Source organism: Novosphingobium arvoryzae (assembly GCF_014652615.1).
Lineage (GTDB): Bacteria > Pseudomonadota > Alphaproteobacteria > Sphingomonadales > Sphingomonadaceae > Novosphingobium > Novosphingobium arvoryzae.
Map to the genome: position 1 here is coordinate 1 of NZ_BMZD01000006.1, position 22607 is coordinate 22607.

At 66.4% G+C, this 22607-nt stretch carries 21 protein-coding genes; 6 read left to right on the forward strand and 15 right to left on the reverse strand.

Features of this window, described 5'->3' with window-relative positions; all coding sequences use genetic code 11:
- Positions 1-63: 63 nt before the first annotated feature.
- From IE113_RS12185 to IE113_RS12215, 7 genes are all read right to left on the reverse strand, one after another.
- Positions 64-210, reverse strand: a complete 147-nt coding sequence (locus IE113_RS12185; protein ID WP_189541890.1) for a hypothetical protein — start codon at positions 208-210, stop codon at positions 64-66.
- Positions 211-415: 205 nt separating this feature from the next.
- On the reverse strand, positions 416-739 hold the full coding sequence (locus tag IE113_RS12190) for a hypothetical protein (protein WP_189541894.1): 324 nt from the start codon (positions 737-739) through the stop codon (positions 416-418).
- Positions 740-902: 163 nt separating this feature from the next.
- On the reverse strand, positions 903-2291 hold the full coding sequence (locus IE113_RS16395; protein ID WP_308430066.1) for a sugar transferase: 1389 nt from the start codon (positions 2289-2291) through the stop codon (positions 903-905).
- 107 nt (positions 2292-2398) lie between these two features.
- Entirely contained in the window at positions 2399-3427 is a 1029-nt protein-coding gene (gene holA / locus IE113_RS12200) for a DNA polymerase III subunit delta (RefSeq protein WP_189541896.1), read from the reverse strand.
- A complete protein-coding gene (gene lptE, locus IE113_RS12205) occupies positions 3424-3939 on the reverse strand; it encodes an LPS assembly lipoprotein LptE (protein WP_189541898.1) in 516 nt (171 codons plus the stop codon). Before lptE ends, holA begins: the two co-directional genes overlap by 4 nt.
- A complete protein-coding gene (leuS, locus tag IE113_RS12210) occupies positions 3936-6479 on the reverse strand; it encodes a leucine--tRNA ligase (protein ID WP_189541900.1) in 2544 nt (847 codons plus the stop codon). The genes lptE and leuS overlap by 4 nt, the downstream gene beginning before the upstream one ends.
- Positions 6480-6527: 48 nt before the next feature.
- On the reverse strand, positions 6528-6989 hold the full coding sequence (locus IE113_RS12215; protein WP_189541902.1) for a DUF3576 domain-containing protein: 462 nt from the start codon (positions 6987-6989) through the stop codon (positions 6528-6530).
- A 276-nt stretch (positions 6990-7265) separates the two neighbouring features.
- Between IE113_RS12215 and IE113_RS12220 the strand changes: the two genes are divergently transcribed.
- From IE113_RS12220 to IE113_RS12230, 3 genes are all read left to right on the forward strand, one after another.
- Complete coding sequence (locus IE113_RS12220; protein WP_189541904.1) at positions 7266-8027, forward strand: hypothetical protein; 762 nt, start codon at positions 7266-7268, stop codon at positions 8025-8027.
- 105 nt (positions 8028-8132) lie between these two features.
- Positions 8133-8855, forward strand: a complete 723-nt coding sequence (phbB, locus tag IE113_RS12225) for an acetoacetyl-CoA reductase (RefSeq protein WP_189541906.1) — start codon at positions 8133-8135, stop codon at positions 8853-8855.
- Between the two features lie 237 nt (positions 8856-9092).
- On the forward strand, positions 9093-9350 hold the full coding sequence (locus tag IE113_RS12230) for a ribbon-helix-helix domain-containing protein (protein ID WP_189541908.1): 258 nt from the start codon (positions 9093-9095) through the stop codon (positions 9348-9350).
- Here IE113_RS12230 and chrA read toward each other — a convergent pair.
- Positions 9321-10625, reverse strand: a complete 1305-nt coding sequence (gene chrA, locus IE113_RS12235) for a chromate efflux transporter (protein ID WP_373297867.1) — start codon at positions 10623-10625, stop codon at positions 9321-9323. The two genes, IE113_RS12230 and chrA, sit on opposite strands and share 30 nt — an antisense overlap.
- A 125-nt stretch (positions 10626-10750) precedes the next feature.
- A complete protein-coding gene (murA, locus tag IE113_RS12240) occupies positions 10751-12034 on the reverse strand; it encodes a UDP-N-acetylglucosamine 1-carboxyvinyltransferase (RefSeq protein ID WP_189541911.1) in 1284 nt (427 codons plus the stop codon).
- 136 nt (positions 12035-12170) lie between these two features.
- Between murA and galU the strand changes: the two genes are divergently transcribed.
- From galU to IE113_RS12255, 3 genes are all read left to right on the forward strand, one after another.
- Positions 12171-13070: a UTP--glucose-1-phosphate uridylyltransferase GalU gene (gene galU / locus IE113_RS12245; protein ID WP_189541913.1), complete on the forward strand. Its 900-nt coding sequence runs from the start codon at positions 12171-12173 to the stop codon at positions 13068-13070.
- Positions 13071-13138: 68 nt separating this feature from the next.
- Positions 13139-13927, forward strand: coding sequence for an enoyl-CoA hydratase/isomerase family protein (locus IE113_RS12250; protein ID WP_189541915.1), 789 nt, complete (start codon positions 13139-13141; stop codon positions 13925-13927).
- A gap of 41 nt (positions 13928-13968) precedes the next feature.
- Positions 13969-14520, forward strand: a complete 552-nt coding sequence (locus IE113_RS12255; protein ID WP_189541917.1) for an rRNA large subunit pseudouridine synthase E — start codon at positions 13969-13971, stop codon at positions 14518-14520.
- On the opposite strand, the gene IE113_RS12260 is transcribed toward IE113_RS12255, so the two are convergent.
- From IE113_RS12260 to IE113_RS12285, 6 genes are all read right to left on the reverse strand, one after another.
- Positions 14517-15818 carry a cytochrome P450 gene (locus tag IE113_RS12260; protein WP_189541918.1) on the reverse strand — a complete coding sequence of 434 codons (1302 nt, stop codon included), beginning with the start codon at positions 15816-15818 and terminating at the stop codon, positions 14517-14519. The genes IE113_RS12255 and IE113_RS12260 overlap by 4 nt on opposite strands.
- 54 nt (positions 15819-15872) lie before the next feature.
- Positions 15873-17423, reverse strand: coding sequence for an acyl-CoA synthetase (locus tag IE113_RS12265; RefSeq protein ID WP_189541920.1), 1551 nt, complete (start codon positions 17421-17423; stop codon positions 15873-15875).
- A gap of 230 nt (positions 17424-17653) precedes the next feature.
- The gene (locus IE113_RS12270) at positions 17654-18403 is read right to left on the reverse strand and encodes a M23 family metallopeptidase (protein WP_373297868.1); all 750 of its coding nucleotides are present in this window, start codon (positions 18401-18403) and stop codon (positions 17654-17656) included.
- Between the two features lie 129 nt (positions 18404-18532).
- On the reverse strand, positions 18533-19324 hold the full coding sequence (locus IE113_RS12275; RefSeq protein ID WP_373297869.1) for a ferritin-like domain-containing protein: 792 nt from the start codon (positions 19322-19324) through the stop codon (positions 18533-18535).
- A gap of 10 nt (positions 19325-19334) precedes the next feature.
- Positions 19335-19808 (reverse strand): peroxiredoxin, encoded by a 474-nt coding sequence (locus tag IE113_RS12280; protein WP_189541924.1) that lies wholly within the window; start codon positions 19806-19808, stop codon positions 19335-19337.
- The gene (locus IE113_RS12285) at positions 19808-22534 is read right to left on the reverse strand and encodes a bifunctional [glutamine synthetase] adenylyltransferase/[glutamine synthetase]-adenylyl-L-tyrosine phosphorylase (RefSeq protein WP_189541926.1); all 2727 of its coding nucleotides are present in this window, start codon (positions 22532-22534) and stop codon (positions 19808-19810) included. The genes IE113_RS12280 and IE113_RS12285 overlap by 1 nt, the downstream gene beginning before the upstream one ends.
- Positions 22535-22607 lie beyond the last annotated feature (73 nt).

Consider the following 22607-nt stretch of genomic DNA (forward strand, 5'->3'; position numbering starts at 1 on the left):
ACCCGGCTGCCCTGCCATCACCGCCTCCGACGCCTCGTCGGCGAAGTGAATCAAATCCGACCTTCAAACGCCAGAGTTTTTCGAGGCGTCCAGTTGCAACAGCGGCACAACCGCGATCAGGGCCAGCGCGATCCATATCCGGCGATCGACGGCCAGCGCCTCCGGCCCGCGCAGTGCGAACCAGCCGAAGAGCGCCACCGCCGCCAGCAATTCGCAGGCGAGCTCAGGTAGCGGCGCAGGGGTGCCACCGCCGCCCAGAACCAGAACCGAGCAAATGAAGCCGATGCCGAGTAGACGGAGCGATTGCGCGCGATTCGCGCTGAGGGAGGCCAGATTGAAGATTGGTCGACTCCATAAAAAAGGGCCCTCGCCAGAGACGGGGCCCCTTTTCAGTTCAACGCAATGACTGCAATGATCAGGCGTTGCTGCCGCTCGCCAGGGCAATGCCCAGACCGATCATGCCCGCACCACCCAGAATGATCGGCAGGGCGTTCATGCCCTCGCCACCACCCTGACCGGCACCGTAGCAAGCGCGATCCTGCTGCAGAGTCGCGACAACGTCGGCACCCTGGGCAACGGCTTCGGTCTTGCACGCGTCGGCCTCGGCCTTGGCTGCAACGGCCACCGCTTCAACCGACACTGTCGGCAGAGCGGCTGCGGAACGGGTTTCGCCCGTAGCGGCAACACCGGCGCTTACCAGCCCAGCCGCCGCGAGCACTGCAAAGAATTGTCCAGCCACAAGCTTTCTCCAAAATCTGAAATCAGGTGTTAGTTAACACGCAATTGGCCTTATAGTAAAGCTACGTAGACCGGGGATTGTAGGAATCCGACATTCCTCGGAAAATTCGCTGCGATGCAGCATCGCGATTGCAGCGATGGCCCGCCCCGCAAATTCCCCGGATTCAATAGGCCCGGTCATGGACCAGGACCCGTAGCGTCTTGAAAATAATGCCAAGATCCCGAAGAATCGACCAGCCGGCTTGGTATTCAAGATCGGCCTGAAGACGCTGGGTCAGGTCATCCTCCTGCTCGGTCGCCCCCCGAAGACCGCGGATTTGTGCCAATCCCGTCAGCCCCGGCTTCAGGGCGTGACGATGCGCATATCGCGAATCGATTTCGTAGAACAACCGATTCCCCGCCTGCGATGCCAACGCATGCGGACGGGGGCCGACGAGGCTCATCTCCCCCTTCAACACGTTGAGCAGTTGCGGCAATTCATCGATGCTGGTCTTGCGAAGAAACGCCCCCAGCGGGGTGATGCGGTCGTCATCCCGGCGGGTTGACTGCTTGCCCAGCGAATCGCTGGCCGCAACGCGCATCGAGCGAAACTTGTAGATCCAGAAGAACTGGTTGTTGCGCCCGACCCGACGCTGCAGGAACAAGGCCGGACCGCCGTCCTGGAAGTGGATCAGGGCCGCGATCACCAGCATCGGGATGCCCAGCACCAGCAGCGCGGGTACGGTCAGCGCGAGATCGAAGATGCGCTTGGTCGCCCTGGCCCTGAGCCCCAGCGGCCCGGCCGAAACGACCAGCGAACTGATCCCGTCCGCCCGGCTGGTGCCGATGATACCTAGCGTGTCGACTTCGTTATCGACAATTTCGCCGCGCATCTGCCCGCCCTTGAGCACCAGCGCCCACACCTGCCGCCGTTCGGGTGGGCAACTGACCACCACGCGGTCCATGTTGCGAATGACCTGGGCGATCCGGTCCAGCGCGTGCGGGTCTTCGACCGAAGGCACGATCCCGGCCAGTTGGGCATTGATTCGCAGCGCATTGGCCGCGTCGATCGGTGGACCGCCGTCATCGATCAACAGCAGGTTTTCCGCACGCGGGCCCACCAACCTCCGGACATAGGGCTGCAGATTGACCCGCGCCCAGACGATCAGCAGGGACGATGCGCCAAGCCCCAGCAGCGATCCCGCACGCGACAGTGAGAGGCTTGAGCGGGTCAGGAACAGCAGGACAATCAGCGCCAGCACGGCCAGCCCCAGCGCCGCCATCGCGCGCTGCAGCCCAAAGTTGCCGGCCACCAGGGCCGGGACAGAGTAGGTCCGGTTCAGCAGCGCGATCGTCCAGAACAGCGGCAGCAGCAATTGCGCCGCAGGCCACAGCCGCTCATCGAACGGATTGCCAAGATAGACATAGCTGGCCAGCCCGAAGCCCAGCAGCAGCATGGCCCCATCGGCCAGCAATTGGCCAAGGTAAACCTGCAGCCGCCGCCGCTCCAGCGACGCGACAAGAACTATGGGCCGGTCCTGACCGTCTGGCACGGCCACCGCTAAATCAGTCACTGCGAATAGATTCCCAATTGCGCGCCCGCCCGTTACGTAACAACGCATGCTTCTGATAGGAACAGTTAATTCGCGATCAATTTTCAAAACAATTGGCGAAGACAAGTCTATCGCTTCGCGGCAGCCCTTGCGATCTCGGCCAATCCTTGCGCCAACAGGAGCTCTGCCTGCTGGCTATTGCCCAGCAAGGCACGGTGCAGGCCCACCAGCTTTTCGACCAGTCGGGCCAGACGCGGGCCGCGCCAGCGGCGCAGTTGCGCGCCAATATCGCGCTCATCCTTCCAGAAGATCCGGCGCGCCGCGACTTCGGCCTTGATCAGGTCGCCTATGTCGCCTTTCGGCCCCGCCTTGGCCGCAAGCGCCGCCAGCTGGGCCGCGCGGCGCTCCACCGCCAATAGAACGCCAACCGGATTCAGCCCCAGTTCGCGCATCCGGCGCAATTCGTGGGGCAATTTGGCGACTTCCCCCCCCAGCACGACATTGACGATGGGGTTCAGCCCATCTTCCTCGGTCCTGGCACCGATCGCTTCCAGCGCGGCCAGATCGGCGGTGCGCGGCGATTGCGGGCTGGCATCCAGATAGAGCGCCAGTTTGGTGACTTCCGATTGCGCCAGCCGCAGGTCGAGCGCGGCTGCCCGCGCGATCCGTTCCGCCAGGTCCCCGCCCAGCCGCAGACCGGCAGCATCCGCAAGGTCGCGCACCGAGGCAGTGAGCGAGCGCAAATCCGGCGGATAGAACATCGCCACGAGGGCATCGGGCCGATTCGCCAGCAGCTTGGCTGTCCGCGACTTGTCGGTGGCATTCGTGGCGACGATCAGGACCGGGCATGCCTCCGCCGTTCCGGCCAGCAGGTTTTCAACCGCATCGTGCGCCTCGTCGCCGCTCGCCCGGACCCAGATATGGCGCTTGTCGCCGAACAGCGAGGTCGAGCGCGCCTCATCCCCCAGTCGCACCGGATCGCGCCGCAGGTCCGCGCCGGACAGTTCCACCCGCTCACCAGGATCGGGCAGCAGGGCGGCAATCTGCATGGCGGCGTCCTGCACGCCGGCTTCATCGGGCCCGCAGAAAAAGAAGATGCCGGCCTCTCGCGCAAAGCGCGCGGCCTGGCCCTTGAAATCCTTTTGGGTGGCCTTCACTGGCCCGCAGAGGCTTCGCGCGCCGCGCCGCGCAATTGCAGCGAAACGCGCGTGACGATCCGGTCCGCAACCGACTTGGAGAGGTTCTCCAGCGCGGTCTGCTCTGCCGCGATGGTCGCATACTCGGAACTGACGACATCGATCCCGGCATCAGAGCCCGCCGTGGCATCGAGCAGGATTTCACCCGTGGCCAGATCGACCAGCTGATATCGCGCCCGCAGCGTGCGGCGCTCGCGCCCGATGGTATCGTCGGACAGCAAGCCCAGCCCTTCCAGCTTGTCATCCAGCCGGACGTCGAGCCGGTAGCGCGCCGGAGCGCCCTGCCCGCCTGCCGCGCCCAGCCGGTCGACCAGCGCATTGCGCATCAGCCAGCCCGCGCGTCCTTCGATCGCCGGCACTTCGACCGCGGCCAGCCCTTGCGCAACGGCCCCGCCAGCCCCGCCCGCATACATCGGCTGCAAGCCGCAAGCGGACAGCAGCAAGGCACACGCGGGGGCAATCAGCCACTTCATGCGACGAGATTCACCAGACGATCGGGCACCACGATCACTTTCTTCACCGGCTTGCCATCCAGTGCACGCTGCACCTTGTCGGAGGCCAGGGCAAGTGCCTCAAGCTCCTCCTTGGCCGTACCCTTGGCCACGGTGATGGTATCGCGCAGCTTGCCCAGCACCTGGATCGCGATGGTCACTTCGTCTTCCACCAGCAGCGCCGGATCGACCGCCGGCCAGGCGGCGTCGGCAATCAGGCCTTCGCCGATCTTGCCCCAGGCTTCCTCGGCCAGGTGCGGCATCATCGGCGCGACCAGCAGCAGCAGCGCGCGGATCGCGGCGGAGCGGCTGGCCGAGGGCGCGGCCTTGTCGGTCGCGCTGGTCAACTCGTAGATGCGCGCCACCGCCTTGTTGAAGCTCAGCGCCTCGATATCGGCGGCGATGGCGGCAACGGTCTGGTCGCGCTTGCGGTCCAGCGCCTTGTCCTCGCCGGTGGCGGCGGCATCGTACTGCGCGAACAGGCGCCACAGCCGCTGGACGAAGCGGGCGCAGCCCTCGATCCCGGCTTCGGACCACGGCAGATCGCGTTCGGGCGGGCTGTCGGACAGCATGAACCAGCGCACCGCGTCCGCGCCGTACTGGTCGATGATGTCATCGGGATCGACGACGTTCTTCTTGCTCTTCGACATCTTGATGACCCGGCCGATTTCCACCGGCTGGCCATCGGCCTTGAGCGTCGCCGCATCCGACCCGCGATCGACGTCCGCCGGGCTGAAATAGATCGGCTGGCCGTTGGCCGGATCAATGCGGCTATAGGTTTCGTGCGTCACCATTCCCTGCGTGAACAGGCTGGCGAAGGGTTCCTTGACCTTGATCTTGCCGATCCGCTCCAGCGCGCGGGTCCAGAACCGGGCATAGAGCAAGTGCAGGATCGCGTGCTCGATCCCGCCGATATACTGCTCCACCGGCAGCCACTTGGCGATCACGTCGGGATCGAACGGCTTGTCGGCCGGCTGGCTGGCAAAGCGCAGGAAATACCACGACGAGTCGACGAAAGTATCCAGTGTGTCGGTTTCGCGCACCGCCGCCTTGCCGCACTGCGGGCAATCGACGTGCTTCCACGTCGGGTGGCGCAGCAGCGGGTTGCCGGGAATGTCAAAGCTGACGTCCTCCGGCAGGGTGACAGGCAGCTGGTCCTTGGGCACCGGCACGACACCGCAGCTGTCACAGTGGATGAACGGGATCGGCGTGCCCCAATAGCGCTGGCGCGAAACGCCCCAGTCGCGCAGCCGCCACACGGTGGTGCCGTGGCCCCAGTTTCCGGCTTCGGCACGGGCAATGACTTCGGCCTTGGCCGCTTCAACATCCAGCCCGTCAAGGAAGCGCGAATTCACCAGCGCGCCGGGGCCGGTATAGGCCTCGTTCCCCACGAACATCGGATCGGTCAGATCGCCATCGGCCACCACGCGGGTGACGGGCAGATCGTACTTGCGGGCAAAGTCCAGGTCGCGCTGGTCATGCGCCGGGCAGCCGAACACCGCGCCGGTGCCGTAATCCATCAGCACGAAGTTGGCGATGTAGAGCGGCAGCTCGATCCCCGCATCGAAGGGATGCTTCAGGCGAATGCCGGTGTCATAGCCCAGCTTTTCCTGCGTCTCGATTTCCGCAGCCGTCGTCCCGCCCAGCTTGCACTGCGCGATGAAGTCCGCAACCGCCGGATTGGCCGCAGCCTGCGCCTGCGCGATCGGGTGATCGGCGGCAATGGCGACGAAGCTGGCGCCGAAGATCGTGTCCGGACGGGTGGTGAACACCTCAACCTCGCTCGCGCCATCGGTGCTGTGGAAACGGAATTGCAGGCCCTGGCTTTTGCCGATCCAGTTTTCCTGCATCAGCCGAACCTTTTCCGGCCAGTTGTCGAGGCTGCCCAGCCCTTCCAGCAACTCGTCGGCAAAATCGGTGATCTTCAGGAACCACTGGTTCAGCTTGCGCTTTTCGACCAGCGCGCCGCTGCGCCAGCCGCGCCCGTCGATCACCTGTTCGTTGGCCAGCACGGTCATGTCGACCGGGTCCCAGTTGACCGCCGATTCCTTGCGATAGACCAGGCCCGCCGCATAGAGGTCGAGGAACAGCGCCTGCTCGTGGCCGTAGTATTCCGGCTCGCAGGTGGCGATCTCGCGGCTCCAGTCGAGCGCGAAGCCGAGGCGCTTCAGCTGGGCCTTCATGTTGGCGATGTTGTCGCGGGTCCAGCCGCCGGGGTGGACGCCCTTTTCCATCGCGGCGTTTTCCGCCGGCATCCCGAAGGCATCCCAGCCCATCGGGTGCAGCACTTCAAAGCCCTGCATCCGCTTGTAGCGGGCCAGCACGTCGCCCATCGTGTAGTTGCGGACGTGGCCGATGTGGATGCGCCCCGACGGATAGGGAAACATCTCGAGCACGTAGCTGCGCGGCTTGGGCGAATTGTCGTCCGCGCGGAAGCTTTGCGCGTCGTCCCACACGCGCTGCCAGCGCGGATCGGCGGAGGCCGCGTCGAAACGGCCGGTTTCTTGATTGGCAGTGGTCATGCTCGCCCCTCTAGCCGCACTGCGCGGCTTGTCGAGGGGGGAGTTACCTTACTTGACCGCGTTGCGGCGCAGATCGCGGGCCTTGGTCAGGATCACGTCTTCCAGCTTCTGCACCGTTGCGGCCTGGACCGGGGCATCGACCCACACGCCGTTCTGCGAGGTCTGGCGGCTGGCGGCAACGCGCAGGGCATCGGCCCGCAGATCCTGGTCGAGGATCGTGACGGTGACCTTCATCCGCTCACCCGGATTGTTCGGGTTGGCGTACCAGTCGGTCACGATAACGCCGCCGTTGCTGTCGGTCTGGAGCAGCGGCATGAAGCTCAGCGCTTCGAGGCTGGCACGCCAGAGATAGCTGTTCACGCCGATCGTGGTGACCTGCGACGCGGCGAGGTCCGCCTTCGGACGGTCCTTCTTGCCGCAGCTGACCAGCGCGAGCGCGGCCACGGCAACCAGCCCGGTGCGGCCGATCAGACGGAAAGAAGTACGGCCGGTGGTGGTTGTGGCGATCATTGCGTCAATCCAGATCCTGTGTTTGCGGCAGCTTGCTGTCCGTCGCTGCCTCTATAACCAAGGCAGCACCAGCGGCAAGTGCGCACGTCGCGCGCTTCATGGGCCTTCCACCGGTGAATGCGCGCTGAATGGATCGCCCGCCATGTCCATTGGCACGCGTTAAGGCACAATTCACACGCCCCGCGCCATTTAATCCTTGGATTGTTACGCGTTTGGCGCGAGAATCGGCGCACCGGCGCGGAGAGTCGCGCGGCAGATGGGAATTGCACGCCAGCCATGCAGATCAAGACGATCAGGCTCAGCAAACGTGGGAGCGGCACGGCCGCGCTCCTGCTGGCTGGCGCGGTCGGTCTGCTCGCCCTGCCCAGCGGGGTGCTGGCGCTGTCCAGCCAGTTCGAACCCGATGCCCAGGCCCAGCAGGCCGATGTGGTGAGCGGAACGTTCATGCCAGCCGAAGTGGATCCGCGGCTGGCCCGCTCCATCTCGGTGCGCGCACTGGCCAAGGGGCGCGCCTTCCGCTTTACCCCGGCGGCCACGCCGAACCGGGCCGATCGCTCCGTTACCGTCGCGGTCCGGCTGGATGCCCGCAGCGCCCGCAACCTGATGCTTGGCGCGAAGCAGAGCGTAAGCGAAGCCGCGCTGGGCAATGCGCTGCGCATCGCGCCGACCGGCTACAGCCTGGGCTCGGCGCGCGGCTATCGCAGCTTCGCACAGTCCAGCGGGATCAGCGATGCGCGCCGCAGCGACATCCCGGATCTGGCCGCCTACAAGCCCAGTACGCCCGCAACCAGCGCCGATCCGGGCCGGTTCAGCCCGCGCATTGCGCTGGATGAAAAGGAAAAATCGGGCCGCAGCCCACGCACGTTCGAGCAGAACGACCAGACTGTCGACGTGGGCGGCAGCTATCGCCTGTCACGCAACCTGAACGTCACCGCAGGCGTGCGCTATTCCTCGACCGACCGGGACCGCCTCTTGCCGCTGACCGATGGGCGACAGGACAACCAGGCCGTTTACGTGGGCACCCAGTTCCGATTCTGACCGGCTGTCGGTCACCCGAAATTTACGTATGCGAATGCCTTGCCGGGTTACGGTGAGCGGCATAGTCTTGCCGTTACGGAATCCTGAAACGGGGGAACATCTGGCATGGCACGCGTTGCAATCGTTACCGGCGGAACCAGGGGCATTGGCGAGGCGATCTGCCTGGCGCTGAAGGAACAGGGGCGAACCGTCATCGCCAACTATGGCGGCAACGACGCGGCCGCCAAGGCCTTTACCGCACGCACCGGCATCCCCTCATTCCGCTGGGACGTGGGCGACCACGAGGCCTGCATTCACAACTGCAACGACCTGGCGGCGGAATTCGGGCCGATCGACATCGTGGTCAACAACGCCGGGATCACCCGGGACGGGGTGCTCCACAAGATGAGCTTCGATGACTGGAACGAAGTGATGCGAATCAACCTTGGCGGGTGCTTCAACATGGCCAAGGCGACTTTCCCCGGCATGCGGGAGCGTGGCTGGGGGCGGATCGTCAACATCGGGTCGATCAACGGGCAGGCGGGCCAGTATGGCCAGGTCAACTATGCCGCCGCCAAGTCCGGAATCCACGGGTTCACCAAGGCCTTGGCGCAGGAAGGCGCGAAATTCGGGGTGACGGTCAACGCCATCGCGCCGGGCTATATCGACACCGACATGGTCGCCGCCGTGCCCGCCCCGGTGCTGGAAAAGATCGTCGCCAAGATCCCGGTCGGGCGGCTGGGCCATGCCGACGAGATCGCCCGCGGGGTGGCGTTCTTCACGTCGGAGGAAGGCGGCTTTGCCACCGGCTCGACGATGAGCATCAACGGCGGCCAGCACATGTATTGACCGGCCCCTGACCGCGCCTGACAAGATCATGGCGCGGTCAGGATGGCACCGGGACGCCCCCAAGCGGCGCAGAAGATTTGTTATTTATCTTTTTATACAATTATTTAGATGGATAAGTGAAGCGCTGACCGCATTTCGCCATGCCCGCCCGCCCGCATGCGCAGGGATGGCATATCCCGCCCCGGTAGGAAAGCGCCGCCCCTTTCCAGTCATGCCACGACCGGGTAGGCTCACCGGGTGACCACGCCCTTTCACCCCCCGGTCAAACGCTCGGTCGAGATCGCCGGGCACAAGACCTCGATCAGCCTCGAACCGCTGTTCTGGGAACTGCTAAAGCAGGCGGCGGCGGCGGAGGGCCTGCCGATCAATGCACTGGTCGCCCGGATCGATGCGGAGCGGATCGCCGCGCCCGTCCCGCCGGGGCTGGCGGGCGCGGTGCGGGTCTGGCTGGTCGGCTGGCTGGTATCAGAACTGAGCCAGCAACAGCCCCGCTGAGGCCGTCACTCCGAGCACCGGCAACACGCCCCATTTCAGCCGCAGCAACAGTACCGCGCCAAGCCCGGCGAGCAGCGCCGCGCGGCCATCGAAACTGCTCCAGACCGGCAGTTCGAACGGCAGATCGGCCGACCGCGCGGCATCAAACTGGCGGAACAGCAGGTGCCCCGCAAACCACAGCGTCAGGCTGGCAATCACCCCGACGACCGCCGCAGTAATCGCCGCCAGCGCGCCTTTCAGCCGGGCGGACCGCTCCAGCCGTTCAATCCACGGCGCGAAGGTGAATATCCACAAAAAGCACGGCGCGAACGTCACCCAGGTGGTCAGCGCCGCGCCCAGCACACCAGCCACCAGCGGGCTGAACGGCTCTGGCGCGCGGAATGCCGCCAGATAGCCGACGAACTGCGTCACCAGAATCAGCGGCCCCGGCGTCGTTTCGGCCAGCCCCAGACCGTCGGCCATTTCACCCGTGCCGAGCCAGCCGAGCGTGCCTACGGCTTCCTGCGCCATGTAGGCCAGCACCGCATAGGCGCCGCCAAAGGTGACCACCGCCAACTGCGAGAAGAACGTAGCCACCTGCCACAGCACATGATCGCGGCCCAAGGTGACCAGCACAAGCACCAGCGGTGCCACCCAGACCGCGCCCCATACCAGCACCGCGCGCAAGCTGGCGGCCCATGGCCGGGGCGGCAGCGGCGCCCCCGCCGCGATCGGTTTCAACGCCAGCCAATCCGGCCGCAGCGCCGCGACGATAAAGCCCAGCGCGCCCGCCCCCAGCACCACCAGCGGAAACGGCAGCGCCAGCAGTGCCAGCGCGGCGAACGCCGCCACGGCCAACCCCTGTTTGAACCGGGTATCCAGCGCGCGCCCGGCAATCCGCAACAGTGCCTGTACCACCAGCGCCAGCACCGCCGCCTTGATCCCCAGGAACAGCGCCGCGAACCAGTCCAGCCGCGCCGCCGCCGCATAGAGCATCGACAGGCCCAGGATCACCAGCGCCCCGGGGATGACGAACAGCAACCCTGCCGCCAGCCCGCCGCGCCAGCCATGCAGTTTCCAGCCGATCCAGGTGGCAAGCTGCTGCGCTTCCGGTCCGGGCAGGAAATGGCAGAAATTCAGCGCGTGGAGATATTGCTCCTCGCTGACCCAGCCGCGCTCCTCCACCACTTCGCGGTGCATCAGCGCAATCTGTCCCGCCGGACCGCCAAAGCTGAGGCAGCCAATCCGGGCAAAAGTACGGACCAGTTCGGAAAACGAAGGGGTGGATGCGTTCACGCCAAACTCCATGCCTTTTCACCCGCAGACGCGCGGGCGATCAAGGCAACGCTTGGGCGGAACCCGCCTGACCGGGAGGTTGCTTTGTCCCGGTTCACCAACACTATTCGCCAGCCCGGCGCGGATCAATCCCCGCCGACGCGTTCGATCTGCGCGCCGACCAGCGCCAGCTTTTCCTCCAGCCGCTCATACCCGCGATCGAGGTGATAGAGCCGGTGGACCTGGGTTTCCCCTTCGGCCGCGAGGCCAGCGATCACCAGGCTCATCGAGGCGCGCAGGTCAGTCGCCATCACTTCCGCGCCGGTCAGCTTTTCCACGCCGTGGACGATGGCCGTACGCCCCTTGGTTTCGATATGCGCGCCCATGCGGTTGAGTTCGGGGACGTGCATGTAGCGGTTTTCGAAGATCGTTTCGGTCAGCACGCTGGACCCTTGCGCCAGGCACAGCATCGCCATCAGCTGCGCCTGCATGTCGGTGGCAAAGCCGGGATAGGGCGCGGTGCTGATCGTCACCGCCTTCATCGGCCCATCCGCGGCAACATAGATGCCGTCGGCACGCGGTTCGACATGGACGCCCGCATCGCGCAGCGCCTGCACCGTGGCTTCCATTTCCTCGATCACGGCGTGTTGCAGGAACACGTCGCCCCCGGTGATCGCGGCGGCGCAAGCATAGCTGCCCGCCTCGATCCGGTCGGACATCACGCGATAGGTCGCGCCGTGCAGGCGCGGCACGCCGTGGATCGTCAGGTCGGAGGTGCCGATCCCCTCGATCTGCGCGCCCATCGCCACCAGCAGGTTGCACAGGTCAACGATTTCCGGCTCGCGCGCGGCGTTGTGCAAAGTCGACTTGCCGGTGCACAGCACGGCGGCCATCAGCGCGTTTTCGGTCGCACCGACGGAAACCACGGGGAAGCTGTAGCGCCCCCCGGGCAAGCCGCCGTCCGGGGCCACGGCCTTTACGTAACCGGCGGCCATCTCGATATGCGCGCCCAGTGCTTCCAGCGCTTTGAGGTGCAGGTCGATCGGGCGGTTGCCGATGGCGCAGCCTCCGGGCAGCGACACGGTCGCCTCCCCCATGCGGGCCAGCATCGGGCCCAGCACCAGGATCGAGGCGCGCATCTTGCGCACCAGCTCATAGGGCGCGACGGTAGAGGTCATGCGGGTCGCGGCCAGGGTCATCACCCGACCGAAATCCTCTGGCCGGGATCCCGCGATCGTGGTGCTGACGCCAAACTGGTTCATCAGGTGCTGGAACCCGTCGATGTCGGCCAGCCGGGGCAGATTGCGCAGGGTCAGCGGCTCATCCGTCAGCAAGGCGCAGGGCAGCAGCGTCAGGGCTGCGTTCTTCGCGCCGGAAATCGGGATGGTGCCGGACAGGCGCTTGCCGCCCGCAATGATGATCTTGTCCATGCTTTTGCGATTTAGCCGGATTTCTACAAGCGGCAAGCGCCGTGCAACCCTATGCACAGCATAACCGCTACTGTTGCAATGCAACATGAGAGCGGCTTAAACACCACTGTAACAGGGACAGGGTAGATTCACCGGCATGACAAGCAGTTCTTCCCGCAAGCCGATCCGCAAGGCCGTATTCCCCGTGGCGGGCATGGGGACGCGTTTTCTGCCCGCGACCAAGGCCATCCCCAAGGAAATGCTGCCGGTAATCGACCGTCCGTTGATCCAGTATGCGGTGGACGAAGCGCGCGAGGCGGGAATCGAGCAGCTGATCTTCGTGACCGGCCGGGGCAAGACCGCGATCGTCGAACATTTCGACCACGCGTTCGAACTGGAAACCACCATGGCCGAGCGCGCCAAGTCGCTCGAAATCCTGGAGCCCACCCGCATCCAGCCAGGCAACCTGGTTGCCGTGCGGCAGCAGGTCCCGATGGGCCTGGGCCACGCGATCTGGTGCGCGCGGGCCATCGTCGGAGATGAACCTTTCGCGATCTTCCTGCCGGACGAGCTGATGATCGGCCAGCCGGGCTGCATGAAGCAGATGGTCGATGCCTATAACGAAGTGGGCGGCAATCTGATTTCGGTGCTGGAAGTGCCGGAAGAGGAAGTGTCCAGCTATGGCGTGATCGCGCCGGGCGCGCGCGGACTGGGCGCGGACGGCGCGTTGACCGAAGTCACCGGACTGGTCGAAAAGCCCAGGCGCGAGGACGCCCCCAGCAACCTGATCATTTCCGGCCGCTACATCCTGCAACCCGAAGTGATGCGGGTGCTGGAAGGGCAGGAAAAGGGCGCTGGCGGCGAAATCCAGCTGACCGATGCGATGGCGCGGATGATCGGCACCCAGCCGTTCCACGCGGTCACGTTCGCGGGCAAGCGCTATGACTGCGGCAGCAAGACCGGCTTTGTCGAGGCGACGCTGGCCATCGCGCTGCAGCGCCCGGACATGGCGGACGATGTGCGCGCGATGATGCAGCGCCTGCTGGCCGAAGGGTAAGCTCCCCCCCTCTTGCCGATCGGATCGCACGCCTTAAGCTGCGGCAGAACGAACAAGAGGGGAATTGCATGGCAGCGCTGGAATACGCCGTCGCAGAGCATATCGCGACGATCACGCTCAACCGGCCGGAGCGGATGAACACCATCTCGCGCGAGATGCTGGACGAATTGTGCGTGGTGCTCACCCGCGCGAATGAGGACCAGGACGTGCGCGTGATCGTGCTGACCGGCACGGGCCGCGCGTTCTGCGCCGGGCTGGACCTGAACGAGGCTGCCAGCGGCGAAGGGATCGGCGGGTCCGCCAACAAGTTCGCCGCCACGCTGGATCTGCGCAACACCCCGCCCACCGTGCTGCACGCCATCGACAAACCGGTGATCTGCGCGCTCAATGGCTCGGCTGCGGGCTATGGCATGGACCTCGCGCTGGGCTGTGACATCCGCATCATGGCCGAGGACGCCAAGCTGGCCGCCGCTTTCGTCAAGCGCGGGGTCGTGCCGGAAAGCGGGGGCACATGGTTCCTCCCCCGGATGCTGGGCTGGGCCAAGGCGAGCGAAATCATCTTCACCGGTCGCACACTCAGCGCGGCGGACTGTCTGGCCGAAGGGCTGGCGAACGTGGTCGTACCCGCCGATCAGGTGCAGGCGGAGGCGCTGCGCATGGCCGCCGAAATCGCCGCCAACGCGCCGCTGGCCGTCACTTCGGCCAAGCGGATGATGCGCATGGGGCTGGAGGAGACTTTCCCCACCCACGTTCAGCACGTCTATCTGCAACTGCTGCCCCTGTTCGCCAGCGACGATTTCCAGGAAGGCATCAAGAGCTTCCTCGAAAAGCGCCCGGCACGCTTTACGGGGCGCTGAGCGGCTGGTCGGATGGCGCGCGGGCGGGTAAGGCGCGCGGCATGGCGCGGCTGATCCTGTTCAACAAACCTTATGACGTGCTGTCGCAGTTCACGGATCGCGGCAGCGCGGACAGCCCGCGCGCCACCCTGTCGGACCATATCGCCGTCCCCGGCGTCTATCCTGCCGGGCGGCTGGACCGCGACAGCGAAGGGTTGCTGCTGCTGACGGACGACGGGCGGCTCCAGGCGCGGATCGCCGACCCCCGCTTCAAGCTGCCCAAGACCTATCTGGTGCAAGTGGAAGGCGAGCCGGACGAGGCCGCGCTCGCTGCCCTGCGGCGCGGGGTGCCACTGAACGACGGGATGACCCGGCCGGCCGAGGTGGAGCGGATCGTCCCGCCTGTGCTGTGGCCGCGCAATCCGCCGGTCCGGTTCCGCAAGAGCGTGCCCGACAGCTGGCTGCGCCTGACCATCCGCGAAGGCCGCAACCGCCAGGTCCGCCGCATGACCGCCGCCGCCGGTTTCCCCACGCTGCGACTGGTCCGCTGGGCCATCGGCGACTGGACACTGGACGGCCTCGCCCCCGGCGAATGGCGCGAGGTCAGCGCTTAGTTCGCCTTGAACCGCAGCGGCAGGGTCTTCAGCCCGCCGACGAACGTGCTCTTGGCGCGCTTCGGCTCGCCCGCCAGCTCGACGCTGTCCAGCCGGTCAAGCAGGGCGTCGATCAGGATGCGCATTTCCAGCCGGGCCAGATGCAGCCCCAGGCACTGGTGGGCACCCGCGCCGAAAGCGGCGTGGCGGTTGGCCTCGCGCGCGGCGTCGAACTTGCGGGGGTTGTCGAACTGCGCCGGATCGTGGTTGGCCGCGACGTAGTTCAGCATCAGCCAGTCACCCGCCTTCACCTGCACCCCGCCCAGTTCCACGTCCGCGGCAGCCGTGCGCATGAAGTGTTGCACCGGGGTGGTCCAGCGAATCGCTTCCTCGACGATTCCCGGCACGAGGCTACGGTCGGCCTTGACCCGCGCGAACTGGTCCGGGTCCTGCGCCAGCGCCAGCATCGCCCCGGCAGTGGAGGCAGAGGTCGTGTCATGCCCGGCGGCCGCGACGATGATGTAGTATCCCGCCAGATCGCGCGGGCTGATCGGTTCGCCGTCGATCACCGCGTTGGCCAGAATGGTCGCCACGTCGCTGGTCGGGTTGGCCCGGCGCTGTGCGGCCAGCCCTTCGAAATAGGCCTCGAAATCGGCCACCGCACCACGCACGATCTGGAACACCTGTTCCGGCGTCAGATTGGCAAGGCCAGACTTGTTGAGGTCTTCGTCCTGCCCGCCGAACATCTGCTGGGTCAGGAACAGCATCCGCGGCTCGTCCTCTTCCGGCACGCCCAGAATCTGCATCACCACGTGCAGGGGATAGGGCGCGGACACCAGCGGCACAAAGTCCGCCTCCGGCCCTGCGGCCACCAGGCGGTCGACTGTTTTCTTCGCCAGTTCGCGAATGTCCGCCTCGATCGTGCGCAGGTTCTTGGGCATGAACCATTCCTGCGTCAGCCGCCGCAGCTTGGGGTGCTTGGGCGCGTCGAGCACGACCAGCGAGCTGACCAGATTGGGGCTTTCCTCGCCCTGCTGGGCGGTGATCTGGCGGGCGAACTGCTCCCCCGTCTTGTTGGTGAACACCGTCGCGCGCGGGGCGTTCAGGAAGGTCGCGTTGTCCTTGCTGACCTTCATCACCTCGTCATAGCCGGTGACCAGCCAGAACGGGTCGTGATCGTCGCTGGGGCTTTCGATCCGCACCACGGGGCTTTGCGCGCGCAGCTGGTCGAACAGGTCCAGCAAGGGGTCCCAGTCCGCATAGGACCGGGGATCGATTACCGCTACGGCAGCCTCGGGCGAGGCAGTGGGCATGGTCATTGCTGTTCTCCCGGCCCGGCGCTCTGCGGCGCCTGGGCCCGATAGGTTGGATCGTTACTGCGCGGCCTGCGCCGCTTCATAAGCCGCCTTGTACTCGTCGCGCAGCAGCCGCTTGTAGAGCTTGCCGGTCAGCTCGCGCGGCAGCTGTTCGCGGAAATCGATCTGGCGCGGCATCTTCACGCCCGACAGTTGCGGGCGCAGATAGGCGGTCAGCTCGTCCGCCAGGTCGGGTCCGGCCTCGGCCATGTTGGCGGGCTGGACCACGGCGACCACCCGTTCGCCAAAGTCGGGATCGGGCGCACCGATCACGGCCGCGTCGGCCACCTTGGGGTGCAGCACCAGCAGGTTCTCGATCTCTTGCGGATAGATGTTCACCCCGCCCGAAATGATCATGAAGCTCTTGCGGTCGGTCAGGAAGACATAGCCTTCCTCGTCCTGGTAGCCGACGTCGCCCAGACTGGTCCAGCCGTGCTTGTTGCGGCTCTCCGCGGTCTTGACCGGGTCGTTGTGGTATTCGAACGGCACCGTATCTTCGGCCGGTTCGAAGAAGATCTGCCCCTCGGTCCCGCGCGGCACTTCATCGCCGTTCTCGTCGCAGACGCGCACGATCCCGGTCAGCGCGCGGCCGACCGAACCGGGCCGCTCCAGCCATTCCTGACTGGTGATGAAGGTAAAGCCGTTGCCCTCCGTCCCGGCGTAGTATTCGTAGAGCACCGGCCCCCACCAGTCGATCATCGCATGCTTGACCGGCACCGGGCACGGCGCGGCGGCGTGGATGGCGCATTTCAGGCTGGAGACATCATACTTCGCGCGCACATCGTCCGGCAGCTTGAGCATCCGGACAAAGTGCGTGGGCACCCACTGGCTGTCGGTGACCTTGTACTTCTCGATCATCTGCAGCGCGGCTTCGGGTTCGAACCGTTCCATCACCACCACGGTCCCGCCCAGCTTGTGAACGGTCATGCACCAGCGCAGCGGCGCGGCGTGATAGAGCGGCGCGGGCGAGAGATAGATCGCCCCGGGCTGAATGCCGAACGCCATGTTGGCGAGACCGACCAGCGAGTTCATCTGCGCGATGTCCGGGTCTTCCGGCAACGGGATCTTCACCCCCTTGGGCTTGCCCGTGGTGCCAGAGGAATAGAGCATATCCACCCCTGCGCGCTCATCGGCGATGGGGGTAACCGGCTGCGCGGCCAGCGCATCCTCGGCGCTCAGCGCACCGGGCCCATCGAACCGCAGCTGCGCGATGCCCGGCACCAGCCTCGCCACTTCATCCAGCGTGTGCGAGAGATAGGCCGACCCGATCAGCAGCTTGGCCCCGCTATCTTCCAGGATATAGGCGATTTCAGGCGCGGTCAGGCGGCTGGACACGCAGACATAGTGCAGCCCCGCGCGCTGTGCGCCCCAGGTGACGCCGAAATACCACGGATGATTTTCCATGCAGACGGCAATCGTCTCACCCACCTTGATGCCCTTGGACCGCACCAGCTGGGCAACCTGGTTGGAGCGTCGGTCCAGTTCGGCATAGGAAATCGTCTCTCCGCTGGCCCCCATGATGATGGCGGGCTTATCGGGATTCGCCTTGGCGTGAACTGAAGGATGCATGGGCTGTCACTCTCCGAACTACGGCTATCATCGCCGTTTGCGTCATGGTTTAACCGATCGGTTAAATCGCGCAATCCAAATCGGACGAAACATCCCGGGGATTCGGCAAAAGTGCGCCCCGCGCGCACAAACAGAAACGGGCGATGGTTGCCCATCGCCCGTTTCCCAGCATCCTCCCGAAGCTGATCTGCGCTCCGGGGCTTCCGCCCGGATGCGCGGAAGATAATCTCTTACTTGGAGCCGCCCAGCGCGACTTCGCTTTCGCTGTCAACCGAATCGCCCTGCATGTAGGGGATCGGGTTGACCGCGACGCCCGCGATGCGGACTTCATAGTGCAGGTGCGGACCGGTCGAACGGCCGGTCGAACCGACGTAACCGATGATGTCGCCCTTCTTGACGAACTGGCCGGCAGCCACGTTCAGGCGCGACATGTGGCCATAGCGGGTTTCGATGCTGCCGCCGTGTTCCAGGCTGACGAACAGGCCATAGCTGCTGAACCAGTCAGCGCGGCCCACCACGCCATCGGCAGTGGCGCGGATCGGCGTGCCGGTCGGCTGAGCCAGGTCGATGCCCTGATGCTGACGACGGCCACCCAGCACCGGGTGGTTGCGCATGCCGAAACCGCTGCTCAGCTTGGCGCCGGCAACCGGCATCAGCGACGGGATCGAAACGGTGTTGGGGCGCAGGATAGCCGAGAGCGAAGCGGCCGGAACGTCGCTCGTGGCGACCGGAGCGGCAGTGTTGATCGCCAGCGCGGCATTGCCGCCCTCGATCGACTTCCAGCTGGAGAACAGGCGGCGGAATTCTTCATCGCCAGCCGGCGCGGGCTTGGCGGCCTGGGCGGCACGCAGCGGAGCGGCGACATCGGCCACGGCAGCGCTGCTGTTGGCAAGCACGGGATTGGCGAAGGTCAGGCTGGCAAGTGCCGCGGCAGCGCCGAGAACCGTCTTGACCTTGGCAAAAAGCGTAATCGCGACCACTCAAACTACCTTGCTTTTCCGGTCCGCCCCATCTGGCCAATTGGCCGGAACAGGACCGGACGAACCCGTTTCACTGAGATGGTCGGACCCCCCGCCTTCTCGTTGAGCATCGGTAAAGCGGGGTCGGGATCAGGATGCAACCCCGGCATAGAAACTGCGCGGTAAGCCGGCTTCACCGCGCGCCGAGTCGTTGAACGGTGGCTTAACGGCCCCGTTGAAGTGCTGCTCAACCAACGATTTCCAAAGGATTTGCGCCGTTTCGCCGCGTGCGGCGCAAACTGCGGCGAAATGCGTTGTGCCGAACCGGACGTGCCGGATTTCGTCGTCAAGGATTCGTTGCAGGATTCGCGCGCCGCTCTCATCCCCGCTGGCACGGACCCGTTCCAGCGTGGCGGGGGTAACATCCAGCCCGCGCGCTTCGAGCACCATCGGCACCACGGCCAGCCGCGCGGCAACGTCGTGACGGGTGGCATGGGCCGCATCCCACAAGCCGTCGTGCGCGGGGAGCGCGCCGTAATGGCTGCCCAGCGTGCGCAGCTTGCGCGCCAGCAGCGCGTAATGCATCGCCTCGTCCGCCGCGACCGCCAGGAAATCGGAGACGAACCCCGGCCCCATTTCAGCCCCGAATCGCCCTGCCATGTCGAGCGCCAGATCGATCGCGACGAATTCGATGTGCGCCAGCGCGTGCCACAGTGCGATTCGCCCGCGTTCGGACCCGCCCCGGCGGCGCTTGGGCATCCGCCCCGGCGGCAGCAACTCGGGATGATCGGGGCGCGCCGGACGATCCGGCAACGGTGCTTCGAACGCGAATGCCAGGCGCCCGGCAGCCCAATCCCGCGCGACTTGCCGGGCGGCAAAAGCCTTGGCGGTGGGATCGGCTGTCAGCAATGCCGCGCGAATCGCCTCTCCCACCGAACGCATCATCTGTGCCTTACAGCGCCTGCGCAGCGGCCAGCACTTCGGCGGCGTGGCCCTTGACCTTCACCTTGTCCCAGATCCGGGCGATCCGGCCATCGGGACCGACCAGGTAGGTCGCGCGGACCATGCCCATGTAGGTGCGGCCGTACATCGACTTTTCGGTCCAGATGCCCAGCGCGTCGGACAGCCCGCCTTCCTCGGCATCGCTGGCCAGCGGCGCGGTCAGGGCGTGCTTTTCGATGAACTTCTGGTGCTTTTTCGGCGGGTCCTTCGACACCCCCAGCAGCGCGGTACCAGCGGCCGCGAACTGGTCCGCCAGCTCGGAAAAGTCCTTGTTTTCGGTGGTGCAGCCGGGCGTGTCATCCTTGGGATAGAAGAACAGCACCAGCTTGCGCCCGGCAAAGTCCGACGGGCGGACGCTGCTGCCATCAGGGGTCGTCATCGCCACATCGGGCAGGGTATCGCCAACGGCAGGGAACGTGCTCATCATTCGATCTCCAGTGTTTCGCCAAAGGTCGCCTGCCATACGGCAGCAACCGCGCGGCGCGATTGGGCCAGAGCCTCCAGCAGCGCATCCCAGCCGGGGCAGCCGCAGGCCCGGGCCAGAACATCGCGCGCCGCGGGCGGCGGAGTTTCCGCGTCGGGCGCCAGCAGCCGCGCCGCGATCAGGAAGCGCCCCAATACTCCGTGCGCGGCGCGCAGCGAAGACGGCACAAGGCCCGCCTCCTCAAGCCCCGCCAGCGCGGCGGGGATCGACGGCGCCAGCCCCGCACCATCACGCAGCTGCAGATAATGGGCGATGAATTCGACATCAACCAGCCCGCCCCGCGCCAGCTTGACGTCGAGCGCGCTCTTGGCCGGCTTGTGCTCGGCCATGCGGGCGCGCATTTCCAGCACTTCGCCGCGCAGCTTGTCCGGATCGCGCTTCAGCGTCAGGACATCGCGGACGATCCGTTCCAGCGCGGCGCGGCCTTCGGGCGGGCCATAGACCACGCGGGCGCGGGCGAGCGCCATGTGTTCCCACGTCCAGGCCTGTTCGCGCTGATAGCGCTCGAAACTGCCCAGGCTGACTGCCAGTGGCCCCTGATCGCCCGAGGGGCGCAGCCGGGTATCGACTTCGTAGAGCGCGCCTTCCGCGGTCGGCACCGACAGCGCGGCGGTTATCCGCTGCGCCAGCCGGTTGAAATAGAGCGTTGCGCCCAATGGCCGCCGCCCGTCGCTTTCGCTGGCGTGATCGCCGGTGAACAGGAACACCAGATCGAGGTCCGACGCATGGGTCAGCGCCCCGCCGCCCATCCGCCCCAGCCCCAGCGTGACCAGCTGCCCGCCCGCGATCCGCCCGTGCGCGCGTTCAAACTCCGCAATCGTCGCGTCGGCCAGCACGGCGAGGGCGGCCTCCGCCACGCGGGCAAGGCCCTGCCCGATTTCCATCGGATCGCGCGCGCCCTCAACCAGCTGCACGCCCAGCGCGAAGCGGCGTTCACCGACCCGGCGGCGCACCCGGTCGAGCACCTGCTGGTAATCGTCATCCGTCTCGCCCCGCGCGAATTCCGCCACCAGCGTCGGCACATCGCCCGGCAGGTCGAACGCACTGGCGTCGATCAGCGGATCGAGCAGGTCCGCGCGCCGCGCCAGCGCATCGGCCAGCGGCGGAGCCAGGCTGAGAATCCGCGCCAGCAATTCCAGCAGCGCGGGCCGTGCTTCCAGCAGGCGGAACAGGTTGACCGCCGAGGGCAGATTGCCGAGCAGTTCCTCCCACCTGAGCAGCGCCCGCTCCGGCTCTGGCGAGGCGGCGAACGCGGTCAGCAGCGGGCCTTGAATCGCGTCATAGGCGGCGCGGGCCGCCTCGGTCCGCAGCGCGCGCAGCTTGCCGTCGCGCCAGCTGGCGATGCGCGCGGCCAGCGCGGCGGGATCGGCAAAGCCCAGCCGCTGCAGCTCCCCGGCCAGCGCCTCGCCCGCCGGGGCGGCAACCGCCACGACGGTACCTTCCTGCGCGTGCTGGGCGATCAGCCGATCATACCGCCGCCCGACCTCCTCGGTAATCGCGGTCAATTCCGCGACCAGCGCCGCGCCATCGGGCAGCCCGTCCAGCTGTGCGACATTGTCGAGCGCGGCGGGGTCCAGCGGCAGTTTGTGGGTCTGCTGGTCGGCCACCATCTGCAAGCGGTGCTCCACCTGCCGCAGCCGGTCATAGCTTTCGCCCAGCAGCACCGCATCGGCGGGGTCGATCAGCCCGACGTCGGCCAGCGCATCCAGCGTGGCGCGGGTGCCGCGCAGGCGCAGCGCCGGTTGCCGTCCGCCGTGGATCAGCTGATGGGTCTGGGCGAAGAACTCCACCTCGCGGATGCCGCCGCGCCCCTTTTTGAGGTCGAACCCCGGCCCCGGCACCATCGGGCCGCCGTGGCTGGCGCGGATGCGGCCCGTCAGCCGGCCGATTTCCGCAATCGCGCCGAAATCCAGGCTCTTGCGCCATACGAACGGACGGATCGCGGCCAGGAACGCCTCGCCCGCGGCGACATCGCCCGCGCAGGCCCGCGCCCGGATGAAGGCCGCGCGCTCCCACGCCAGGGCAGAGCTTTCGTAATGGCTCAGCGCCGCCTCGATCGGAATCGCCAGCGGGCTGACCTCGCTTGCCGGACGCAGCCGCAGATCAACCCGGAAGACATAGCCCTCATGAGTGACGTGGCTCATCGTTTCCATCAGCGCGCGGGCGACGCGCTGTGCCGCCTCGCCCGGTTCGTCGCGCTCGCGCCGGGGTAGCAGCGCCGGGTCATATAGCAGGATCGGATCGATATCCGACGAGTAGTTCAGTTCCTGCGCGCCGTGCTTGCCCAGCGCGAGCGCGAGGAACCCCGCAGGCTCCGCATCGGGCACGCGGCGGCGGATCGCATCGGCAATCGCGGCATCGAGCGACCGGTCGGCAAAGGCGGACAATTCCTCCGTCACGGTCAGCAGCGGGAATGCTCCGGCCAGATCGCCCACCGCCAGCGCAACCGCCAGCGCCAGCTTCTCCCGGCGCAGCGCACTGCCCACGCTGTCACAGTCCGCCCCGGCAGCCTTGGCCCAGCCCAGCGCGCCGTTGCCGTCCCCGGCGGCCAGCAGCGCTTCCAGCCCCGGCAGGCGGTCCAGCCCCGTGGCAAGGTAGGGTGCGTGGGCCCGCGCCCGCGCCAGTGCTCCGGTCCAGTCGGCGGCAGGGGTAGTGGCAGCAGTCATCACGGCCCGCGATGCCCGCTGATCGTCGGGCAATCAAGTCGTTCGTCGCACGCGCGCTTGCGGGGGCCGCGCG